This is a genomic window from Bacteroidales bacterium, from assembly GCA_014860585.1.
GTDB lineage: Bacteria > Bacteroidota > Bacteroidia > Bacteroidales > 4484-276 > RZYY01.
The window spans coordinates 26,655-49,495 of sequence record JACZJL010000146.1 but is presented as its reverse complement, the minus strand read 5'-3'; the positions used below and the strand labels follow the sequence as shown (position 1 = coordinate 49,495).

Annotated in this window: 17 protein-coding genes and 1 tRNA gene; 9 read left to right on the top strand and 9 right to left on the bottom strand. The window is 41.8% G+C overall.

Annotation, left to right across the window (positions count from 1 at the left end; translation table 11 throughout):
• The 6 genes from IH598_15210 to IH598_15185 all read right to left on the bottom strand — a co-directional run.
• Positions 1-371, bottom strand: a 371-nt coding sequence (locus tag IH598_15210; protein MBE0639864.1) for a hypothetical protein, incomplete at its 3' end; no start/stop codon positions are given.
• A 47-nt stretch (positions 372-418) separates the two neighbouring features.
• Positions 419-661, bottom strand: coding sequence for an ATP synthase F1 subunit epsilon (gene atpC / locus IH598_15205; GenBank protein ID MBE0639863.1), 243 nt, complete (start codon positions 659-661; stop codon positions 419-421).
• 15 nt (positions 662-676) lie between these two features.
• Positions 677-2,188: a F0F1 ATP synthase subunit beta gene (locus IH598_15200; GenBank protein MBE0639862.1), complete on the bottom strand. Its 1,512-nt coding sequence runs from the start codon at positions 2,186-2,188 to the stop codon at positions 677-679.
• A gap of 155 nt (positions 2,189-2,343) precedes the next feature.
• The gene (locus IH598_15195; GenBank protein ID MBE0639861.1) at positions 2,344-4,191 is read right to left on the bottom strand and encodes a hypothetical protein; all 1,848 of its coding nucleotides are present in this window, start codon (positions 4,189-4,191) and stop codon (positions 2,344-2,346) included.
• Between the two features lie 130 nt (positions 4,192-4,321).
• Positions 4,322-4,395: transfer RNA gene (locus IH598_15190), tRNA-Pro, on the bottom strand.
• A 377-nt stretch (positions 4,396-4,772) separates the two neighbouring features.
• Positions 4,773-5,840, bottom strand: a complete 1,068-nt coding sequence (locus tag IH598_15185) for a hypothetical protein (GenBank protein MBE0639860.1) — start codon at positions 5,838-5,840, stop codon at positions 4,773-4,775.
• Between the two features lie 422 nt (positions 5,841-6,262).
• Between IH598_15185 and IH598_15180 the strand changes: the two genes are divergently transcribed.
• The 6 genes from IH598_15180 to wtpA all read left to right on the top strand — a co-directional run bounded on the left by IH598_15180 (position 6,263) and on the right by wtpA (position 13,369).
• Entirely contained in the window at positions 6,263-7,441 is a 1,179-nt protein-coding gene (locus IH598_15180; protein MBE0639859.1) for an NADH:flavin oxidoreductase, read from the top strand.
• The gene (locus IH598_15175) at positions 7,413-8,246 is read left to right on the top strand and encodes an SDR family NAD(P)-dependent oxidoreductase (protein ID MBE0639858.1); all 834 of its coding nucleotides are present in this window, start codon (positions 7,413-7,415) and stop codon (positions 8,244-8,246) included. Before IH598_15180 ends, IH598_15175 begins: the two co-directional genes overlap by 29 nt.
• An 88-nt stretch (positions 8,247-8,334) precedes the next feature.
• A complete protein-coding gene (locus IH598_15170; GenBank protein MBE0639857.1) occupies positions 8,335-9,429 on the top strand; it encodes a cysteine synthase family protein in 1,095 nt (364 codons plus the stop codon).
• A 131-nt stretch (positions 9,430-9,560) separates the two neighbouring features.
• Positions 9,561-9,941 carry a LysR family transcriptional regulator gene (locus tag IH598_15165; GenBank protein ID MBE0639856.1) on the top strand — a complete coding sequence of 127 codons (381 nt, stop codon included), beginning with the start codon at positions 9,561-9,563 and terminating at the stop codon, positions 9,939-9,941.
• Between the two features lie 69 nt (positions 9,942-10,010).
• Positions 10,011-12,329, top strand: a complete 2,319-nt coding sequence (locus IH598_15160) for a TonB-dependent receptor (protein MBE0639855.1) — start codon at positions 10,011-10,013, stop codon at positions 12,327-12,329.
• Positions 12,330-12,364: 35 nt separating this feature from the next.
• Positions 12,365-13,369 carry a tungstate ABC transporter substrate-binding protein WtpA gene (gene wtpA / locus IH598_15155; GenBank protein MBE0639854.1) on the top strand — a complete coding sequence of 335 codons (1,005 nt, stop codon included), beginning with the start codon at positions 12,365-12,367 and terminating at the stop codon, positions 13,367-13,369.
• Between the two features lie 141 nt (positions 13,370-13,510).
• Here the strand turns inward: wtpA and IH598_15150 are convergent, their stop codons facing one another.
• Together IH598_15150 and IH598_15145 are read right to left on the bottom strand one after the other, a co-directional pair.
• Positions 13,511-13,810 (bottom strand): DUF493 domain-containing protein, encoded by a 300-nt coding sequence (locus tag IH598_15150; protein MBE0639853.1) that lies wholly within the window; start codon positions 13,808-13,810, stop codon positions 13,511-13,513.
• A gap of 207 nt (positions 13,811-14,017) precedes the next feature.
• Positions 14,018-14,449 carry a DUF1573 domain-containing protein gene (locus tag IH598_15145; GenBank protein ID MBE0639852.1) on the bottom strand — a complete coding sequence of 144 codons (432 nt, stop codon included), beginning with the start codon at positions 14,447-14,449 and terminating at the stop codon, positions 14,018-14,020.
• Between the two features lie 186 nt (positions 14,450-14,635).
• Between IH598_15145 and IH598_15140 the strand changes: the two genes are divergently transcribed.
• The 3 genes from IH598_15140 (at position 14,636) to IH598_15130 (ending at position 20,509) form a co-directional block, all read left to right on the top strand.
• Positions 14,636-15,901, top strand: a complete 1,266-nt coding sequence (locus IH598_15140) for a HAMP domain-containing histidine kinase (GenBank protein ID MBE0639851.1) — start codon at positions 14,636-14,638, stop codon at positions 15,899-15,901.
• A gap of 2 nt (positions 15,902-15,903) precedes the next feature.
• A complete protein-coding gene (locus tag IH598_15135; GenBank protein ID MBE0639850.1) occupies positions 15,904-16,596 on the top strand; it encodes a response regulator transcription factor in 693 nt (230 codons plus the stop codon).
• Between the two features lie 91 nt (positions 16,597-16,687).
• Entirely contained in the window at positions 16,688-20,509 is a 3,822-nt protein-coding gene (locus IH598_15130) for a DUF4981 domain-containing protein (protein MBE0639849.1), read from the top strand.
• Positions 20,510-20,887: 378 nt separating this feature from the next.
• On the opposite strand, the gene IH598_15125 is transcribed toward IH598_15130, so the two are convergent.
• The gene (locus IH598_15125; GenBank protein ID MBE0639848.1) at positions 20,888-22,792 is read right to left on the bottom strand and encodes a hypothetical protein; all 1,905 of its coding nucleotides are present in this window, start codon (positions 22,790-22,792) and stop codon (positions 20,888-20,890) included.
• Positions 22,793-22,841: the final 49 nt, after the last annotated feature.

The following is a 22,841-nucleotide window of genomic DNA, read 5'->3' as shown; positions in this document are numbered from 1 at the left end:
TCAGCTTTAACGATTTTGCTCGAGTGGCCAACTGTTTTAATTCCAAAACCCTTGTAAAGGTCATGGCGATGATTGAATTTACTGGACATGAATACATGGAACTGCCCGTCATGCCAAAGAATTACAGGCAAAGGAATGGTGAGATGAAACTTACCCCGATCCAATATATGCCAGTCGTGAGCATCAGCAATGTGATGAAAAATCATGTCGGCTGCCCTGAATTTCTTGGTGCTTTGCTCCTGGATAATCGAATCAGCATCAAGTTGGTGGGGCTGTTCTTCAATTTTGCCGGATGCAGTGATTGTTACAGAAAGTGCGAGCATAACGACCAATCCTAACGGAATGAACATTCGTCTTAACCACTTTACCATATTTTTTCCCTGATTAACCATCACTAAACTTCAACCTTTGAAATTAATTAATCCGCCAGCACGACGATTTCGTTATTGAACACTTCCACCAGGCCGCCATCGATTTCGATAAATTGCTCTTTATCATCTGATTTTGTGACTTTGATGGAGCCCTTTTTTAACACATAAACCATGGGAGCATGATTATTCAGCACACCAAATAACCCGTCAATTCCCGGGAACTGGGCCATTTTGACTTTATCGGCATAAATCGTTTTATTTTTTGTGATTACCCTGATATTCAAGCTCATTGGTCAGTCTTTTCTTTAAGCAATACTTTCTTCAAGCAACTTTTTCCCTTTTTCAATGGCCTCTTCGATTGTTCCAACGAGGTTGAACGCTGATTCAGGATATTCATCCACTTCGCCATCAATGATCATATTAAAGCCTTTGATGGTATCCTGAATGTCCACAATTTTTCCGGGAATACCTGTAAACTGTTCCGCTACGTGAAAGGGCTGCGATAGAAAGCGCTGCACTTTTCTGGCACGGCGAACCAATTGTTTATCCTCCTCTGAAAGTTCGTCCATTCCAAGAATGGCTATGATATCCTGAAGTTCTTTATAGCGCTGAAGAATATTTTTAACCCGTTGTGCAGTGTTGTAATGCTCTTCACCGACAATATGCGGCGATAAAATTCGTGATGTTGAATCCAGAGGATCTACAGCCGGATAAATTCCCAATTCTGCGATTTTACGATTAAGTACCGTAGTGGCGTCAAGGTGGGCAAATGTTGTAGCCGGAGCCGGGTCGGTAAGGTCGTCGGCAGGAACATAAACAGCTTGCACCGAAGTGATTGAACCTCGTGTCGTTGAAGTGATGCGTTCCTGCATCAGTCCCATTTCAGTAGCCAACGTTGGCTGATAACCCACCGCAGAAGGCATACGTCCAAGTAGTGCGGAAACCTCTGATCCTGCCTGGGTAAAACGGAAAATATTATCAATAAAGAATAAAATGTCTTTTCCCCCTGATTCATCATCACCATCCCTGAAATACTCTGCCAGGCTAAGCCCTGAGAGAGCTACACGGGCACGTGCTCCGGGAGGTTCGTTCATCTGGCCGAAAACAAGTGTTGCCTGTGATTTTTGTAATTCGTTGTAATCTACTTTCGACAAATCCCAACCCCCTTTTTCCATGGATTTTAAAAAATCCTCACCATATCTGATTACACCTGATTCAATCATTTCACGCAAAAGGTCATTTCCTTCGCGGGTACGCTCGCCAACACCTGCAAAAACTGACAATCCGGAATATACTTTCGCAATGTTGTTGATCAGTTCCATGATGATCACGGTTTTGCCAACCCCGGCCCCTCCAAAAAGCCCAATCTTACCTCCTTTGCTGTAAGGTTCGATAAGATCAATTACCTTGATTCCTGTGTAAAGAATTTCACTAACAGTGCTAAGATGTTCAAAAAGTGGTGGTTCACGGTGGATGGAATAAGCACGGTCCTTAGGTACAGGTTTTAGTCCATCAATGGGATTGCCGATCACATTAAAAAGTCTGCCCCGGATATATTCACCAACCGGCATTTCTATCGAATGGCCAATATTGTTTACTTTCATGCCACGATAAAGGCCATCAGTTGAATCCATGGCAACCGTGCGGACAGTATTTTCGCCAATGTCCTGCTGTGCTTCAAGGACCACAGAAGTGCCATCTTGCTTAAAAACCTCAAGTGCATCGTGGATATTTGGCAGCGATTGATCCTGCTCAAATGAAACATCAACTACCGGGCCGATCACCTGGGAAATAAATCCTTCGCTTTTCTTGCTCATTTACAATATCTTATGATAGATTTTCTTCGTTTAAACAGGGCGCAAAGATACTGTGAACTTTTAAGTATAAGTGATTTATTAACAATTTTTTAAAAAGGTTTTTTACTCCTTACGTTAAATCATTCTAAATGACAGGGATTTCAAACGGGTAAATATCACTGATTTTCAAGAATAAAAAGCGTAAATTCGATCGAATTTATTTTGTACGATTTAGTGTGGATATTCCACAAGTATGCGAGATAGGTTGTCGTCTCCTCTGGCAAAGCATTGATCATTAAGCCGGTTCGGATCCACCTGCCATCAGAACTCCAGTCAACGTTATACCAGTTCAGCGGAATCCGCTCATAGCGCAAACCCTGCCCATCTTTATCCAGAACAGTAAATACGATCCACCCATCGAAAGGTTGATCTGAGGTGGTGATTGACAGATCAAATTCTGCAAAAAGATGCGCGTTGGCCATAGAGTCAACGCTACCCCTTGAAATGGCAAAATATTCATCGTTTTGCATTTCATCGAAAGGGGGTATGATTTCTTTTATCAGCTTACGCCTGCTCAATTTGTTTTTTCGTTCCAGCAGATACAAACCCGAAACATTATCGCTATCAATGGAATCGTACAAATTCCACCATGAAGGGTTTTGATCAGGGTAAACAATCTGAAAGTCGGCAATATCATCAGGATAAGAACTGCAATGTACCATGGGCATTTGTGCTTTTTCGCGATAATTCAGGTAAGCCCAGCGTAACTCACGGCCTTTGTAGCCCTGTATGGTTGGCTGACGATTTTCTTCCGATCGCTCTTCCTGAATTGTATTGAAGAATCTCAGGGGAATAGATTCATTCTCAATGGCGATTTTGGATAGGTTTGCCGAAACAAAAAATTGTAAAGGGAAAAACAGGAGAGGTATCAAAAATAATGACAGCAAAGGTTTGATTTTTTTATTAAAACCATCAAGTAGGAAAAAGATGCTCCCCAGGAAAAAGATGATAAATTGAATGGAAGTCCGGTTGCCGGGATAAAGGACGCCAAACAGATGATGTTCGATGAAAAAGCCCGCCAGGTTTCCGGTCAGCAAATAGAACAACACCCACCTTGGATTAAACAAGTGTATGATACCCGGTTTCTTTTGCCATTCATTAAAAATAAAGTATCCGGTCAATAGAATTAATACCGCGACCAATATGAGGATGTAACTGTTGAGCCAGCCGGATAAATCGCCAAGTAGCATCGAGGTCAGGTCTTTTACCGATGCTTCCCAAAATCCCTGATCACCGCCATAATCCAGCCGCCCTGCTGTATTCAGATCAAGCAGGTAGCGAACGGCAAGCAAGGCTGGAATGATACCTATTATTATTAGTACAATGATTTTGGTGAATTTTTGCTTTTTAACTGAGGTGTTGAAAAAGATATTCATCAGAAACAAACCAATGACAACAATCAGTGAGTTTACATGAATCAGGATGGCACTAACCGACAACACACCAAAAGCCAGTGCCATGACCTGATTTTTGATTTGGTTTGATTCCATTGCCTTCATCGTGAACCAGATGCTGCCGGCCAGTAGGGTAAATGCCAATCCATATCCACGCGAGAGGGCAAAAAATTCGATGAAATGATGAATAAATAAAATGGAGGTCAGAAACCCCCAGCGTAACAACCTGGAGTTGAGGTAAGATGCAATTTTCCAGAGAAAATAGCCGAGAAATGGGAAAAAGAGTAAATTGGGTAAACGCAATGAGATCGGTGATGAGCCGGAAAGATGGTAGCTAATCCAGGTCAGCAGCGAATTCAACAGATGGTTGTTGGTAGTCCACTCAGAAAAGTAGGGTAAAAACCGGCCTGACTGCACAAAGGTGAAAAAGGTGGCCACTTCATCGTGCATGGGTTGAACGAAAATTCCCCGGAGAATCAGGTAAATCCAGAGTAAAAAAATAACAAAGCCAAACAGATAACTCTCTTTCTGCATCGGTTTTTTTGACCAAATGTCAAATACTTTCTTCATCAGACGGCAAAATCAATTCCGACAAAAATAGCTAAACCAACTTTTCTGCGATAAACAAATCTCAGCAATCTTGGTTAATTTCCGAAACAAAAAAGCCGCCTCATTGCTGAAGCAGCCTCGTTTTTCTTTGTCGGAGTGGCGAGACTCGAACTCGCGACCTCTAGACCCCCAGTCTAGCACGCTAACCAACTGCGCTACACCCCGAAATAATCAATAAAATTACACCGGCAAAAGTACAATATTTTGAAAACGTACAGGGTATAAAATTAATTTTAAGTAGGAATGGCCAACAGCGTTTAATAAACTTATGGACAAGCGGAGGTATTTGGAGGTGAGTTAAAATGATTTGATACAATCGAAAGTTTTAACTTTTACCAAAAAACAGCACCTAGTATTCTCAAATAAGGCATCTTCATGCAAAAGACAGATCGGGGGATATTTTTTTTGATGATCATAATTTTAGGCTAACAATTTGATTGGAGTAATCCCCAAACATAATCCGTGACAACTTCAAAAAATATTTTTTGTCATCCGACCAGTAAATTCAAGTTGTACTGTTTACATTATTATAAGAAAAGTGGTCATTTGTTAAAAAAATAGATTTCCTGTAATGATTTCACCGAGCGGTCGGCATAGAACTCTGCTGGATGAAAAACCCTGTAAAATCCACCATCCTCAGGGTTTTCGGGAACAGCAAGTATTGGGTAAACCTGGTCAGTACGGTTGAACAGTTCGCTGAAGCTGTAAACTGATCGGTAACCGTCAAGACCGGCAAAACAAACCAGTCCATGGGTAATCCGTTCGGAATCAAATAAATCAATCTGGTTGTCAAAAAGATCAAACAGTACCGGACCCCTAAAATATTTTGCTTCATGGTAACCCATCCCCATACCGTAAAAACTAGAAAAATAGGTTCGGTAGGTTGTTGTGTCATTTACCGGGTCAATGACAAACGATAATCCGTCCCCGAAAACAACGCTGACATCAGAACTATACATAGGTTTCATTCCTTTCTGAATAGCGTAATCCTTTTCACCAAACGAATGCACGTTTATTTTCACAGGATTTTCGAGCATCCTGTAGGCAAAAAGATCATTACCGCAAACAATCTTCCATTCTTTTGACACCGGATAGTTTACTTCCTTTTTGTAAGGGACGATTGGCGCCATTTCAGTTGCAATCAACATCTGATGAGGAATATTGGTATGAAAGATTTCTGACCAACTGAATACAACGGACTCCCCTGCCGCATTTTCAATAACTACGTAAAGATCGATCGCCGGGGGGAACTCTTCTTTATTTTTTTTCTCATGATTGTAAGGATGAAGCAGATCAAACAAAGAATAGCCGCGATAGCGGTATGCACCGATAAAGTCAATTCCTTTCTGCTTATCATAGAGCGCCTCTTTTACCATCACCTCTCTCTTGTAAAAGTCTTCCAGATTTAATTTTCCCGGATTTTTTACCTCCCCCTCAATGGTAATCTCACCAACGGTTAAACTAACTTCCTCTGTCTGGTGAAACAGACTATTCCCATTTTGAACCATCGGTTTGCTTGCTCCGGTAACAGCATCAGGATTGAGATTACACGAAGTCATTAAAAGCAAACTCCCAAAAAGAACCAAAACTCCTTTTATACTCTTCTTCATCACTTCTCTTATTAAAGTAAATATTACGATATGTGAATTTTGCATGTCGCAAAGATCAAACTTTTCTTTTTACTCTGAAGATATTCTTGTAATTTTTAATGATTCCAAATTTTTGGTCAAAGGCAAATTAGCTTTTTCCATTACACAAGACACTTACTTTTACCCATAGGATTTGCGGGGACAGGGGCGTAAACCAGATTATTTCAGATTTGAACTGATGCAACCACGTTATATTACATAGCTAACTTTCGAAGGATCATTTGAAAAGATAAATTGGATTATTTTTTGAACCAACTGGTTACACTAAAATTTGTCGTAGGAAATTGATCTCCCAACCAGTAATCAATAATTCACAGCAATTTTTTTAACGCTGCTAAAAGCAAGATTTGTTGAAATATTCAATAATCCCTTACTTTTGCCACATGCTGTTTACACCGGTTAAAATTGGCCCGCTCACGCTGCGCAACCGCTCCATCAGGGCAGCAGCCTTTGAAGGCATGTGCCCGGGAAACCAGGTGAGTGAGGAGCTCATTAACTATCATCGCTCAGTAGCAGCTGGCGGCATCGGGATGACAACGGTGGCTTATGCTTCGGTGACCCGGAACGGACTTTCATTTCCTCATCAGCTATGGATTCGACCAGAGATTTTATTACAATTGAAGCGCCTTACCGATGCCATTCATACCGAAGGTGCTGCTGCATCCATTCAACTGGGGCATTGCGGCAATATGGCAAAAAATGGCATGGCAGGATCTCAGCCCGTCTCTTCCTCAACCCATTTCAATTTGTATGCACCCTCGTTTGCACGTGGATTAAGGAAAAATGAAATTCAAGAAATAGTAACGAGTTTTGGGGATGCTGTGCGTCTTGCACAGCAATCCGGCTTTGATGCGGTAGAAATTCATGCCGGGCACGGGTATCTTATCAGCCAGTTTCTTTCGTCAATTTTCAACCGGCGGAAAGATGAGTTTGGCGGATCATTGGAAAACAGAATGCGTTTCATGCAACTGGTGATGGAGGAGGTGTTGCAAGCCGCAGGAGGAAAAACGGCTGTTTTGGTTAAACTGAACATGCGTGATGGTGTTCGTGGAGGGATGGAGACAGAGGAATCGCTCCAGGTTGCTAAAACACTCGAAAATATAGGTGTTGATGCCCTGGTGCTGAGCGGCGGCTTTGTGAGCCGGTCTCCGATGTATATCCTTCGCGGGGCCATGCCGGTGAGGACTCTTGCCCGGCATGTCGATAATCCATTCGTAAGCCTGATGGTCCGGATATTTGGGAAAATAATGATCCATAAAGTACCCTTCCATGAAAACTATTTCCTCGACGATGCCCGCTTGTTCCGAAAAGCACTGAAAATGCCTCTGGTCTACGTCGGAGGTATTTTATCAAAAACAAACATTGACGAAGTTTTATCTGAAGGCTTTAATGCTGTGGCCATTGCACGCGCGCTGATCAAAGACCCTGACTTTATCAATAAGATCAGGAATAATGAGATATCCCGCTCATCCTGTGACACAAGTAATCATTGTATTGCGGTGATGTATAACGGCCCTTTCAGATGTCATCAAAATGAAGAAGACGCCGGCCATGCAAAATAAACCTGCAAAAAAAGTTGCACTGATCACAGGTGGCTCATCAGGCATTGGGCTGGCCATTGCGCACGAATTGGCCGCCAATGGCTTTTCCTTATTTCTTGTCAGCAATCAGCCGGGGCTTTTAGAAAATTGTAAGATTGAAATTGAAGCGAAATATGCTGTTTCATGCCATGTGCTTGATATTGATTTATCAAAGGAAAATTCAGCGCAGGAAATTTTTAACTTTACAAAACAGCAAGACCTTGAAGTCGAAATATTGGTAAACAATGCCGGCTTTCTGGTTTTCTCTGAAGTTATGGAAACTCCGGCGAAAAAAATCAATGCTGTCCTGCAGTTGCACGTACTGGTTCCAACAATGCTTTGCCGGTTATTTGGAAGCGAAATGAAACAAAGGAACAGTGGGCACATTCTCAATGTCTCTTCCATTTCTGCAGTGATGCCTTATCCCGGAATTTCGATTTATGGCCCTTCCAAAACTTACATGCGCTTTTTCACGCGCGCTTTGCGAAGCGAATTGAAAATCTATGGCGTGAACGCTACCTGCCTGATTCCCGGTGCAACGGCAACAGCACTTTATGATCCCAACAAAATCAATCTGAAACTGGCCAGGAGGCTTGGTATTATGCAAACCCCCGAATTCGTTGCAAAAAAAGCTGTCAGGTCGTTATTCAGAAAAAAAGCTGAGTGTATTCCCGGTTTGCTCAATAAACTCACCGTATACTTTTTGCCACTCCTCTCGATGCGTTTGATTTTTCTGATTCACAAAAACACCAACCTGTTGCAAAAAGGCAATGCGGGTTTAACATAAAAACTGATTAATTGCAAAATGAATGGAGTAACAATCAAAATAAATATCTACACATACTGAACGACAAACAACAAAAATTGAAAAGCAAATGATCTATTCCAACATCAAAAATTTGAAGAGTCTGATCGGGAATACCCCTCTGTTAGAGATTAATTTTCGCTACAGGGGCGAAAATCGGATAATTTATGCAAAAGCCGAGAATCTTAACATGACCGGAAGTATTAAAGACCGCATGGCATTTTATATCCTCAGCGAAGCCTACAACAGGGGATTATTGAATCCGGAGGTACAGATTTATGAGGCTACAAGCGGCAATACAGGAATTTCTTTTTCAGCTATCGGCAGGGCTTTGGGCCACCATGTAAATATTTTTATGCCAAACTGGATGAGCGACGAACGGAAGAACCTGATCAAAAGCTATGGCGCCACTATCAGACTCGTTAGTAAAGAAGAAGGCGGCTTCCTGGGAAGTATTGAGATGGCAAGAATTGCTGCTGAAAAAACGAATGGATTTCTACCCAAGCAATTCTCGAACGAAGACAACATCAACGCACATTATTTCACCACAGCGCCAGAACTTTGGTGGCAATTAAAGTACAGAAATATCAACCCCGACGCTTTTATTGCCGGTGTGGGTACAGGTGGAACAATAATGGGAATTGGAAAGTTCCTCAAAGAACGGGATGCATCAATTATGATTCATCCATTGGAGCCCGCTAATTCCCCTACATTATCCACCGGACATAAAGTTGGTAAACATCGGATACAGGGCATTTCGGATGAATTTGTGCCTGCAATTATTAACTTCGATCATTTAGACAAAGTGGTAGCAGTTGACGATGGGGACGCCATTATCATGGCTCAGAAGTTATCCTGCGAAATTGGCCTTGGTGTCGGGATATCTTCGGGCGCAAATTTTCTTGGAGCCTTAATGATTCAAAACCAGCTTGGAAACAAGGCTGTAGTGGTTACTGTTTTTCCTGACGATAATAAAAAGTATCTCAGCACTGATCTTCTCCGCACGGAGCCAGTTCAAGAAGACTTTTTTTCGCAGGATGTCGAGCTTTTGCATTTCAGAGCTTATAAAAGAGTCTGCCAAACGTGTTGTGACCCTATAGAATGTGCCGAAACACTAACCAACGAAAACGTCATCATGCTTCCTCATTGTGTAAGGAGATTATAACTGAATCCGAAACCTAATGGTTGTGGCTTATTCTCATATTCAACGGCTAATGGCTAATTATCGCCACTTGTCGTGATGACAGTTTCAGCCTGTAAAAAATCATTATTATTGCAATCTTAATACCCTCAAATATGTCTGAAAACAAATCACATTTGCAACTGAAATACAAATTCTGGATCGAGTCCAACGACCAGGTAAGCATTCTGGGCGAAGGCAAATGGATTTTGCTCAAAGCCATCCGTGACACCGGCTCATTGAAAGCAGCAGTGGATAAGATGGGATATGCCTATCGCCAGACATGGGATAACCTGAAAAAAATCGAAGAAAAACTGGGATTTCCACTCATCGAAAAAAGCCGTGGCGGCGCCGCAGGTGGTCAAACCGTGCTCACCCGGAAAGGAGTTCAGATGGTTGAATATTTCGAACGACTTTATAATCAGGTTGATCCGGTAATCCAGCAGCATCTTTCGGGATTGCAGGACGAATTAAATAAAATTATTCAACAGGAATAGTTTTTTTATTCACCGATATGCTATTTTTGCAACTCGAAAAATTGATTCATTTAATACTTGTAAAAAGACATGAAAAGAATTTTTTTTTATTTACTGTTAATTGCCTTTGGATTGATATCAGGCAGTTTATCTGCGCAAACAATCGTTCGCGGTAAAGTAATCAATGCGGAAACATCCGAAGGTTTAAGCGGCGCCACCATTCAGGTGGAAGGAACGAATACATCAACAACGAGCAACAATGAGGGCTTTTTTGAGATTCCATTTGAAAACCAAAAGCTATTTGTGTTGGTTGTAAGCTATGTGGGTTTTAAGACGACACGGGAAAGCTTTACCGATAGTGTTTTTGGGGAAAGTATCGAAATTGCACTTGAGCCGGATGTTTTAGAACTGGAAGATGTGGTCGTATCAGCGACGCGCAGCCGGCAGACGGCGATGGATTATCCTTCAAGGATTGAAGTAATGAGTCGGGAAAAGATTAGTTCGATTCCTGCTCTCTCGGCTGATGAGTTGTTGCGTTCTATTCCGGGTATTTCGGTTAGCCGAAGTTCTGCTTTTTTATCTTCATCCACTGTTTCGTTGCGTGGAATGGGGAGCGAGCAGGGGCGCACGCTGGTTTTAGTGGATGGTGTCCCGATCAATAAATCCGACGGAGGTACGGTAAACTGGAATTCATTGAGTGTAAACGACATTCAGCGAATTGAAGTAATAAAAGGACCAGGTTCGTCTATTTATGGCGGAAATGCCATGGGGGGTATCATTAACATGATTACCCCGGTTCCGGAGAAGAATCTTCAGGGTAATATCAGCCAGAGTTACGGAACATTCGACACATGGCAAACGCAGGCTGCTCTTTCAGGGAAGCAGGATAAACTTTTCTGGGGAGTTAACGGAATGTACCGAACCAGCGACGGTTACATCACCACACCTGCAGATGAGGTGGATGAATATTCAGTTCCTTCTTTTTTGGATGAATACCTTGTAAATGGTCGTTTGGGTTATAACATCAAACCGGATCAGACTATTGAGCTTGCAGGAGGTTTTTACACCGGCGACAGGGGAACAGGCCAGGACTATACCGGTTATGGTTTTGAAAATGATGAACTGGCAGCCGAAGATGGCGGCTACAATACCTATGATAATGTAAACGGAAGGTTGATGTACCGTAAAAGCTTTTCCGAAACCAGTCAGCTGAATGTAACATTATACGGCCAGCGGGAGAATTATCAGAACATCAGGGAGAGCGTCAGAAATGATAAAATCACCCGTTACGATGTGGAATCATTCAGAACGGATTTAGGGTTACTTACTGCGTTGAATTTCGACGCCGGTAAATCACATGCTTTCACTGTTGGACTTGATTCCAAAAACGGCGCTGTGGATGGTAACGACATTTACATTACCTCCACCGACCAGGTGATTAACCGCGGGAAAATGTTTCAGACAGGGTTCTTCGTGCAGGATGAAATCAGATTGTTTGATTCTCCCTGGCGGGTATTGGCCGGGTTGAGGTATGATTTTGCCGGTTTCTACGATGGCGAATTTATCGTGGAAGACCCGACAAACGAAACGGCATTTTTGCAGGATTTCGCCGGCGAACTGGACGATGCTTCATTCAATGCAGTCAGTCCCCGACTTTCGTTACAATATCACATTGAAAATCAATACCGTGTGTATGGCGGTTACAGCCGTGGATTCAGGCCGCCTGTGCTGGATGACATGTGCCGTACCGGGCGGATTTCCGGGGGAATGAAGCTGGCTAATCCTGATTTAAAACCTGAGTACCTCGATAATTTTGAAATTGGCGGCGATATTTTCGCCGGAAAAATAATCACCATTTCCCCTACTGTTTATTATTCAATTGGGACCGATTATCATGCCTACATTGCTACTGGCGACTCATTGATGATGAGTGGACGAATGAGACCAATCCGCATCAAGGATAACATTGGAAAAGTTGAAATTCTGGGCGCTGAACTGGCAGTTAATCTCAAATTTACCGAGAATATCAATCTATCTTTATCCTATAGCCATATTGACACTGAAATTGTTGAATATGAAAGATTTAATGATGAAATTGACGATGATCTGGAAGGAAAATCCCTTGTTTACCAGCCAAATGACATACTCAATGCCTCCTTCACCTGGAGAAACAAGTATGTGAATTTGTTTGTATCCTATGATTACAAAGGCGCACAATGGCTGAATGATGTGAACACTGAAGAAATTGAAGCTTACAGCAATATTGATCTGCAACTCTGGCGGCCGGTTTACAAAGGGCTTTCTGCTTCGGTTAAAGTCAATAACCTACTGGATGACGACTACGTAGATTCAAGAAATATGATTGCTCCGGGAAGAATGATCACCGCTGAACTGAGATACACGTTTTAACCAGGAACCCGTAACTTTGCAAAAAAGTTGCATTTATGAAAAGATCCATCAATGGTAGAAGGCCGGATTTGGTTTCGATATGGGTTATAATGTTTATTGCTTTGTCCGGATGTCATTTTCAGTCAAATCAGCAAGGCACCAGCGAAAATACACTGCATATTGTCCATGCCGGCAGTCTTACCTATCCAGTAAAACTAATCACTGAAGCTTTTCAGGCAGAACACCCTGAGGTCAGATTTTTAACCGAAGCCTGGGGGAGTAAAGCTGGGGCAAGGCGGATCATGGAAATCGAAACTCCCTGCGATATTTACCTTTCGGCAGATTATACCGTGATCGAAAATATGCTTATCCCAGATCATGCTTCATGGTACCTGAAATTTGCTGCCAACGAAATGGCCATTGTTTACACCGATAAATCGCGCTATGCTGAAGAAATCAATCAGGTAAACTGGACGGAAATTCTGTTGAGACCCGATGTGAGCATCGCCCGCAGTAACCCTGATCACGATCCGTGCGGAGTGAGAACGGTATTTACCGCAAAGCTGGCTGAGATTTTTTATCAACAACCGGGTCTGGCTGATCTGCTCCTCGATAAAAATTCTCAAAACATCCGGCCAAAAGAAACTGATCTGATCGCATTGCTGGAAAGCAACCATGTTGACTACATTTTTTTGTATCGAAGTGTAGCACAGCAGCATAAATTACCTTATCTCCAACTTCCCCCGGAATTGAGTCAGGGTAATGCTGAACTGGAAGAGTGGTACAGCCAGGTGAGCACCGAGACTCTTGGATCAACCCCCGGAAGTACAATTACCGAAACCGGGAAAAGCATGGTCTATGGACTAACCATCCCCCACAAATCCAAAAACAAAGAGTTGGCCGAGCAATTCCTTGTTTTTCTTTTAAACAGCGAAAAGGGGATGAAAACCATGGAGCAACTTGGTCAGCCGTCAGTGATTCCCGCTACAACACCCTATTTTGAAAAAGTGCCTGAGGGATTGCAGCGTTTTGCAAAAAGTAGTGGGCAATTACTAAAGTGATGTTTTGAAAAGTGGCTGGTAGGGTTCGAAAATCCATTCGCCAAGACAAAAAGTATTGATCTTTTCGCAAGAATTTTATGGCAGTGATTTGTAAGGTTGCCTTAAAAAAAGTGGCTCCGACGGACTGGCAATCCATCCTCATTATAACGCCAACTTAATACCGGGAAGGGTTTTTAAATCTGCATAGAGCTTCTTCATCATCTCATCTGTTTTCACGAATACCTCAATGGTAAAACTGATGTACTTTCCTTCGGCACTGAGCCGGGAGCGCCAGTTGGTATTGGGGATTTCAAGTTGTGAAAACAGTGTTCGGAGATGTGCTCTCGAATATTCCTCAGGATGTTGATTATCAACAATCACTTTCAGGTCGAAAACCAATGGAAAACCGGGTTTTGAATGGCCATTGCTGCCAGGGCTTCGATGTACATGAAAATTTTTCACTGGTAAGGTTATAGATATGATTTTGATGAATAAACAACCAACCTTGCTTTTAGTTTCTGAGTAATTAAAAAGCCATCCGAATAAACCAAACAGTTAAATAGTGTCTAATTAAGAAAGTATTTTTATTAAAAGGGATGATGCAGCAAAAATGAAAAACCCCGATAGTTGATAAACCATCGGGGCTACAGGCAATCTAAAGGTTCACAATTACTCAGTTTTGATCACTGTTCCTGTGATTTGTAAAACCGTAGGAGTTTGAGAATCATTGGTCTGAACGGTGATTGACTTACGGAATGGTCCATTCCCTGTGCCATTGAAAGTTACAGCCATAATTGCAGTCTTCCCCGGCAAAATCGGTTCTTCGGAATACCTTAGGTTTGTGCAACCACAAGATGCTTTGGCGCTGGTAATCAACAGTGGCTGATTTCCGGTATTGGTGAGTTTGAACTCGGCATCCTTACTCACCCTGAAGGTTACTTCACCCAGGTCAACAATTTGGGCTTCCCAGGAAGCTTTTGGCCCCACTGCTACTTTTTCGGCTGCTGCATCATTTTTCTTGCTTGATAGTGCTGGTTCCTGGGCATTCATTATGAAAACCGGCAGCACCATCATCATCATAATAATCATTGATTTCTTCATGTCAATTTAGATTTTAGGTTGATAAATAAAAAAATTCCGCGACAAAGGTGAGCCGAAATTCCCAATTGTCATGTTAATGAAGTTCAAAACTTTGTTAATGAAATGTAAACATACCGCAGGTTGCAAGAAAATCGTTTACTTTTATCGTTGCATTTTCAACTTATTAAACCAAAAAGATTTCAGAACATGAAACGCAACCAGATCAGGTTCATCGTTATTTTGGGAACTTTTGCCATCATTGGGATCATCATCGTTCAGACCTATTGGTTGCAGAATGCCTGGAGCATCAAAGAAAAACAATTCAACCAAACGGTACAGATTGCGTTGAGACAGGTAGCTGAAAGGATGAGTGCCTACAACCAGACAGTTCTTCCGAACGTCAATCCGGTTAACCAGCTCTCTGCCAATTATTTTGTTGTCAATCTGAATAGCGTTATTGATGCCAATATCCTCGAATATTACCTGCAGACAGAATTTGATAAGTTGAGTATCACTGCCGATTATGAGTATGCCATTTACGATTGCCACGACGATAAAATGGTTTACGGTGATTACATTTCGGCGAAAGGAGACAACAAACCGATAAAACTGACCACAAACCTTCCAAAATACAGTGATTATGTGTATTATTTCGGAATAAATTTCCCCTCCAAGAAAAACTACCTCGGCGCCGACATGACCTTGTGGATCATATTTTCAGTCATTTTGCTTGTTTCAGTCATTTTCTTTGGTTACGCCATGTTTGTTATTTTGCAGCAAAAGCGGCTTTCGGAATTGCAAAAGGATTTTATCAATAACATGACGCACGAGTTTAAAACACCTATTTCAAGCATCAACATTTCGGCTGATGTGATCTCCTCCCCGGAAATATTGAATCAACCGCAACGCCTGAAGAATTACAGCGCTATCATCAAACAGGAAAATAGCCGGCTTAATGAACTTGTAGAGAAAGTGCTGCAAATTGCGCGTATTGAAAAGGGTGGTTTTGAACTGAAAAAGGAACTGCTGAACCTGAATGATTTAATTGCTGAAGTGGTCGAAAACCACCACAAACAGAATGGAAATTCCGAAAACTTGAGTATTCAAACTGATTTTGATCATCGTATCAATGGATTAAAAGCCGATCCTTTACACCTGACAAATATCTTTTACAACCTTTTTGATAACGCCACCAAATACTCGTTGGAAAAGCCACAAATCCTTGTAAAAACTACGCTGAATAACAGAAGTATAAACATTGAGGTGCGTGATAATGGCCCTGGCATCGGACAGGAATACCAGAAGAAGGTGTTTCAAAAGTTTTTTCGCGTACCAACCGGTAATGTGCACAACGTCAAAGGCTTTGGATTGGGGTTATATTATGTAAAAAAAGTTTGTGAAGCGCATGGCTGGAACATCCGGCTTGAAAGTGAGGTCGGGAAAGGGTCAATTTTTATCATCGAAATCAAATAATCATGAGCAAAGCCAAACTTTTATATGTTGAAGACGATACAACATTATCGTTTGTAACCCGCGACAACCTTGAATTGCACGGCTATGAAATCGATTTTTGCGAAGATGGGGAACGAGCCTTTAAACTCTTTGAAACGAATACTTACGACCTTTGTATTCTCGATGTGATGTTGCCAAAGATGGACGGTTTCGAACTTGCGACAAAGATCAGACAGCGCAATTCGGACATCCCAATAATTTTTCTTACAGCCAAATCGACCAAGGAGGACAAGATTTTCGGTCTCCGGCTTGGTGGCGATGATTATATCACCAAACCTTTCAGCATTGAAGAACTTGCACTCAAAATCGAAGTGTTTCTTAAACGCAGTGGTCAGCGGATTTTACAACCAAAAGGAATGATCAACATCGGGCGGTTCATTTTTGATGTCATTAACCAGCGGCTGACTTTGGATGATAAAACACGGGAGCTAACCCTTCGCGAAGCTGATCTGCTCAGAATTTTTTGTGAAAACCATGATACTATTCTTAAACGTGATGATTTGCTGATGAAGGTTTGGGGTGATGATCATTATTTTGCCAGTCGCAGCCTCGATGTTTTTGTGTCGCGACTTCGTAAGTATCTTAAGCCAGATCCGGAAGTAAAAATTGAAAATATTCACAATGTCGGTTACAGACTCATCATCAAACCGGATTAATAATTTCTAGTCTGTCGGGTTGTAAAGATTTCCGATTAAATTTGTGACTTGTTTCAAAAAATCGAATGTTCTTTTTTAATTCCGGATAACTATGAAATTCTTTACTTCTCTGCTTCTTTTCATCGCGTTGATGGTTAATGTCAACCTTGCTTTTTCGCAACACGAAAAACTCTTCGACGACATCGAAAACCCTGATGTCGTGGGACGGAATAAAATGCCCCCAAAAGCATTTGCTATTCCTTATGCTAACACTGAACAGGCTTTTAACAACACATGGGAAGCATCTCCTTACTTTATGTTGCTCAACGGATTGTGGTTTTTCAAATTTTCCGGTCGTCTTGGAGAGCGACCAGAGGAATTTTTTTCAAATGACTACAATTATTCCGGTTGGGATCAGGTTCCGGTTCCTTCTAACTGGGAATTACTGGGATACGGTGTACCCATTTATGTCAATCAGCCCTACGAATGGACTTCCGATCCACAGCCCCCTGCTATCCCTCATGATGAAAACCCTTCGGGATCATACATTACGACGTTTGAAATTCCTGCTGATTGGGAAGATCGCAAGGTAATCCTTTATTTTGGTGCTGTGAAATCTGCCATGTGTGTCTGGATAAATGGCCATGAAGTAGGCTACAGCCAGGGCAGTAAGCTGCCAGCAGAATTTGATATTACACCTTATTTAGTGCAGGGCAAAAACAAACTGGCTGTCCAGGTGATCCGTTGGAGTGATGGTTCTTACCTTGAATGTCAGGATTTCTGGCGCATCAGCGGAATCGAGCGTGATGTGTTTCTATATTGTCTGCCTAAAGTTTATATTCATGATTGTTTTGCAAATGCTAAATTAGTGAACGATTACCGCGATGGCCAGTTGGATTTGAGTGTGGATTTGGTTAATGATGATGAAGGGAAATCACCCAAACTAACTATTCTGGTTCAATTGCTTGGCAGTATGTCTAATGCTGTTATTTTTCAGGAGAAGCGAAATATCCGGGTGGATGCAAACGAACAAAAAGAGTTGAGGTTTAGTACTTTTATAAAAAATCCACGTAAATGGACAGCCGAAACACCTGAACTTTATAAGGTAGTCATTTCCCTGATCGACCGCAAAAACAACATTCTACAGGTTCAATCATTTAACATTGGATTCAGAACCACTGAAATCAAAAACGGACAGCTTTTAATTAACGGTGTTGCTGTTACCCTCAAAGGTGTGAACCGACACGAACATGATCCAAAAACAGGGCATGTTATAACCGAAAGTTCGATGATTAAGGATATTGAACTGATGAAGCAGCACAATATCAACGCTGTCAGAACCTGCCATTACCCCAATGACCCCCGCTGGTATGACCTGTGCGATAAATATGGTCTTTACCTGATTGACGAGGCCAACATCGAATCGCACGGTATGGGTTACGGTGAGCGAAGTCTTGCCAAAGATCCAGCCTGGGAAAAGGCTCATCTGGAACGGGTTCAACAAATGGTTGAACGGGACAAAAATCACCCGTCGGTCATCATCTGGTCGATGGGAAATGAAGCCGGTGACGGGATAAACTTTACTACCTGCTATAATTGGATCAAGCAAAGAGACCCATCACGCCCTGTGCATTACGAACGTGCCTTGCTTGGCCCGAACACAGATATTTATTGTCCTATGTATGCCTCAATCGAGCATATCGAAAGCTACGCGCAAAAACACCAGGAACGGCCGCTCATCCTGTGTGAGTATGCTCATGCTATGGGTAACAGCACCGGTAATCTCAAAGAATATTGGGAAGTAATTGAAAAGTATGATCAATTGCAGGGAGGATTTATTTGGGATTGGGTAGACCAGGGTTTGCTAAAAACATCACCTGAAGGTATTGAATATTTTGCCTATGGAGGTGATTTTGGCCCTCCGGAAACCCCAAGCGATGGAAATTTCTGCGCCAATGGACTGGTTTCAGCCGACCGAACACTCCACCCGGGATTATTGGAGGTGAAGAAGGTTTACCAATATATTGGAATAAAAACGATTAATCCCTTGGCAGGACGCTTCCATGTTTTAAACAAATACGACTTCCTGAGTCTGGATCAACATTACCTTTCATGGAAAGTAAAGACTGAAGGGCAAACCATTATCGAGGGACAGATAGAAAACCTGTCTATCAAACCACACCAAAGCCGGACCATCGAAATTGATTTCTCCGGATTAAAATTGTTACCGGGTAAGGAGTATTTTGTCCATTTCAGTGTGTTAACCAAAACTTCTGGTGAATTGATTCCTTCTGACTTTGAGGTGGCTTCAGAACAGATTGAAATTCCGAATTATGAGCCTGCTGCTATTTTGACTCAAAAAAACATTCCCCATCTAAAAACTACTGAAACCAATGATAGTATTGTCTTTTCAGGAAGCGATTTCAAAATTGTTTTTGATAAAAAAAGTGGAGAAATTACCAAATGGCAGTCAAATGGTCACGCCGTTATCGACGAACCAATTCGCCCTAATTTCTGGCGGGCGCCTACCGACAATGATTTTGGCAACGGGATGGACAAACGTTGCGCTCCCTGGAGAGAAGCAAGTCAATACAAACAGGTAACCGGAGTTTCGCTGAAAAAGATTGATCCTTCACAGGCACTTTTTACTGCAACTTACTATTTGCCTCCGGTTAATGCTCATCACAAAATGGAATATATCATTAATGGTTTTGGTGAAATCAATGTGGAGTCATCCATGAAACTCCTGGAAATACCTATGCCCGATGTTGATCTTATTGTTTCTTCAAAAGATGACTTTGGTAATTCAATTGATTTTGATGCATTACCGGCATTTTTCCAGCTCAACGACCCTGGTTACCTGGAGCTAACCGAGTTCACACTTGAAGTTATGGTTTATCCCTCAGGTTTTGGGGATATGAACGCCATCTGGAGTAATAAAAAGTGGAGCAGGGGTAAGTTGCACATTGAATTCAGAAACAATGGCAAGCTATACGCTTTCATTGGAGGAAATGAAAACCGGGCATTTGATTTTCCTTTCAGAACGAATCAATGGTATCTGATTTCGATGGTTTACAGCAGCTTCGATAAGACGTTGATGCTTTGCGTTAATGGTGAACTGGTACAAACTATAGCTTTAGAACATGCTGAGGCGGTGAATATTTTCGGGGAGAGTTTTATTGGCAATAACAGCCGCAATGAACGGCGATTTCAGGGAAGACTGGATGAGTTCAGGCTGTGGAACAGAAAACTTTCGTTGGAGGAATTATACCAGCAAAGCCAGTCACCATTAACTGGGAATGAAAATGGACTGTTGCTGTATTTCGATTTTGAAGAAATGACGGAAAAGTTAATCAAATCTAAAACTGGCAGCAACATGTCCTTAACTTACAACGACCTGAGATCAAACAGGCCGGAACTCCCCCGTTTTGGTATTCATTTTACTCTGCCGGGCAGTTTCAAAAACATGGAATGGTTTGGCAGAGGACCACACGAAAATTACTGCGACAGAAAATCTTCTGCTTTTGTTGACCTGTATGAAAGTAAAGTCATTGATCAGTATTTTCCCTATATTCGTCCCCAGGAAAACGGTTATAAAACCGATGTTCGTTGGATGACTTTGACTAATGATTCCGGAAACGGATTGCTTGTTGATGGATTTCCCATATTTTCCGGCTCCGCACTGCACAACTCTATCGAGGATTTTGATCAGGGTACCAAACAAAATTACCGTCACACCATCGATATTATTCCACAGGATAAAGTATTTGTTACTATTGATCTGATGCAAATGGGCGTGGGTGGGGACGACAGCTGGGGCGCCATGCCGCATCCCCAGTATTTATTACCCGCTCAGGATTATAGTTTCAGATTCAGGCTTATTCCTTTTCAAACCGGTAAAACAAATCCTTTCTCAGCTTCAAATCCGGATTAAATCTTAAGCAGTTACTGCCAGAAAACACCCTGAATATGATTTTCAGCATTAAGGGTTTTCTGGTTGTCACTAGGCAGATAATGAGGCAACCTCAATATTTGACCTTTAATCGAGTGAAAGGACTTTTAAAACGGCTTCTTTATTTTTGGGCGAAAGTTTTCTGTTCCAAAAACAAAGCGGGTCAACAAGACTGACTGTATTTTGATGCTTGAAGGATTATTCTGACTTTAAACTTTCTCAAACTGAGCTTTTATTCTTCAAATAATTGGTTGAACTGGCATTGAAGACACTTCTCCTATACAAAATAGTTTGGGAAGAAGATGCCAAAAAAAAATCCCGAAACCATTGCTCCGGGATTTTTTTTCATCATTTGATGAACTATTTTACGATAGCCTGGAATTCAGGAAGATTGAAATATTTGATGAACTCTCTGTCAGCACTGGCTTCTGCTTTGTACTTGTTGTTCACTTTGATGGCTTTTTTCAGGTTGCTAAGCATCATAGTCTGGTTATTGGTGCGAGCTCCTGTAACTGCAAGCAGGTAATAGGTAGGCCCGTTTTTCCTTGCACATTCAAGATTAGATGCAGCGCCGCTTGTGTTTCCGTCAATCAGGTGGGCAAGAGCAACATTATAGTTGCAGTTTACACCGGCAAATTTGCTTATAGCACCTTTGTAATCAGCTTTTTTAAGTGCTACCAGGCCAAGATTATAGTTGTTGTCAATGCCCATTCTGTTGGCATTGTTGAAGTATTTTTCGGCTTCAACAAAATTATTCTGGTATGCATACACAACACCGAGATTGTTTGCAACGAGCCCACTGTTGGCATTGAGTTTTTCAGCTTTTTCGAAATAACTCTTTGCCTCATCAGCCTTGCCAAGTTTCAAAGCCATGTAACCGGCGTTATTCTGTGCTTCCCAACTGTTGGCAAAATTGCTTGCAGCTGCTTTGTAAATGTTGTACTTGGTTCCCCAATCTTCAGTCAGTGTACCAGCATAGAGCAATTCAGCCTGTGTTAATTCGGATGGGTTGGTTGTGGCCAGACGAGCAATTTCCTCATCGGTTTTCTTAGGTTCGAAGCAGGTAATTAAAATTTCGGCACGACGTTGTGCAGGAAGAATGCTCTTTTCGAGTTCAGGAAAAATGAGAATCATATTTCTGATTTCCTCTTCGCGCTGCTCTGGTTTTGATGATCTTACGACATTTAATATTGGCTGTTTATCCTGAATATTCGATGCTTCAACTTTTGTAACGAAACTATTCCAGTCAGGACCGTTTCCAACCATTTTGAAATTCAGATCGGTTTTAGCATTTTTAAAAGTAACCTTAGTGTCTTTCTCTTTGGCAATATTATCGAAGTTTTTGTATAGGATGTTTGCCGCTGTGTTTGCCCTTTTCTCTGAAAGACCGTCATTGAAAGTTTCTTCACCTTCAGGAGAAGCCCAGCCATTGATCACAACTTCTTTAATTTCCCAGCCTTTGCGAACGAAGTTGCTGACATTGTCAAGCAGTGCAGTTACATTTTGGCTTTTGTTCCACTCAAGGTTTGGATTGTATTCATGCAAATTTTTTGCAAAATAAATGGTGGCTCTTTCGCTGGCCAGGGTAACTTTTTCATAACCATGGGGAGCAAGACGCATCAGGTCAACCTTATTTTCATCTTTCACCTGGTAGGCTTTCAGGTCAACATTGCCGCTGGCATCACGTGCGGGATTTTCTTCTCCGACCTCAACCAGTTCGCGAACTTCGTTCTCGACGTTTAATTTGTGTGAAGTAAAGATGATCCCATCAGCCAGTTTCTTTTCGTCCAGCGTTACGGATTTCTTCATTGCGCGTGCATCCTCTATAGTCATTCCGGCTGCAATCGGCTGTTTCGGAAGGAATGCAACGCTGGTGACCATTAATTCAGATACTTTCATTTCATCCTTAAAATTGAATGTTTCGGTGTAAGTGAATGATCCTCCATCTTTGTAAGAAACGGTTGTACCTTCACCTGAAACACTTTCACCTTTCAGGATGAGTGGCCTGAGCGCAAGTTGTCCGCCTTCAAACTCAATGGTGGGCTGGAAAAAGATGGCTGCTTTTTTATTGAAATAGTCGGCAGGAATTTTACCACTTACTGTAAAAGTAACGATACCGCCTTTGGATTCAAGCACTTCAGGCGTCACCTGATAAGTAACTGTGTTGAAATTCTTGGCCATTTTATTCAGGGAATTACACCCAACAAAAAATGCAGCGATAAGGAATAATCCTGCAATCTTCAAGAACGTTTTTCTTTGGTTCATTTTCTTTATTTGTTTGATAGTTAATAAATTTATTTTCAAATTGTTAATT

What these genes read in the sequence shown, in the direction of transcription:
- wtpA (MBE0639854.1), top strand. Translation starts at nt 12,365, where the DNA reads ATGAAAAGATCCATCAATGGTAGAAGGCCGGATTTGGTTTCGATATGG.
- IH598_15160 (MBE0639855.1), top strand. Translation starts at nt 10,011, where the DNA reads ATGAAAAGAATTTTTTTTTATTTACTGTTAATTGCCTTTGGATTGATA.
- IH598_15145 (MBE0639852.1), bottom strand. Translation starts at nt 14,449, where the DNA reads ATGAAGAAATCAATGATTATTATGATGATGATGGTGCTGCCGGTTTTC.
- IH598_15140 (MBE0639851.1), top strand. Translation starts at nt 14,636, where the DNA reads ATGAAACGCAACCAGATCAGGTTCATCGTTATTTTGGGAACTTTTGCC.
- IH598_15175 (MBE0639858.1), top strand. Translation starts at nt 7,413, where the DNA reads ATGAAGAAGACGCCGGCCATGCAAAATAAACCTGCAAAAAAAGTTGCA.
- IH598_15185 (MBE0639860.1), bottom strand. Translation starts at nt 5,840, where the DNA reads ATGAAGAAGAGTATAAAAGGAGTTTTGGTTCTTTTTGGGAGTTTGCTT.
- IH598_15135 (MBE0639850.1), top strand. Translation starts at nt 15,904, where the DNA reads ATGAGCAAAGCCAAACTTTTATATGTTGAAGACGATACAACATTATCG.
- IH598_15165 (MBE0639856.1), top strand. Translation starts at nt 9,561, where the DNA reads ATGTCTGAAAACAAATCACATTTGCAACTGAAATACAAATTCTGGATC.
- IH598_15180 (MBE0639859.1), top strand. Translation starts at nt 6,263, where the DNA reads ATGCTGTTTACACCGGTTAAAATTGGCCCGCTCACGCTGCGCAACCGC.
- IH598_15125 (MBE0639848.1), bottom strand. Translation starts at nt 22,792, where the DNA reads ATGAACCAAAGAAAAACGTTCTTGAAGATTGCAGGATTATTCCTTATC.
- IH598_15130 (MBE0639849.1), top strand. Translation starts at nt 16,688, where the DNA reads ATGAAATTCTTTACTTCTCTGCTTCTTTTCATCGCGTTGATGGTTAAT.
- IH598_15170 (MBE0639857.1), top strand. Translation starts at nt 8,335, where the DNA reads ATGATCTATTCCAACATCAAAAATTTGAAGAGTCTGATCGGGAATACC.
- IH598_15200 (MBE0639862.1), bottom strand. Translation starts at nt 2,188, where the DNA reads ATGAGCAAGAAAAGCGAAGGATTTATTTCCCAGGTGATCGGCCCGGTA.
- IH598_15195 (MBE0639861.1), bottom strand. Translation starts at nt 4,191, where the DNA reads ATGAAGAAAGTATTTGACATTTGGTCAAAAAAACCGATGCAGAAAGAG.
- atpC (MBE0639863.1), bottom strand. Translation starts at nt 661, where the DNA reads ATGAGCTTGAATATCAGGGTAATCACAAAAAATAAAACGATTTATGCC.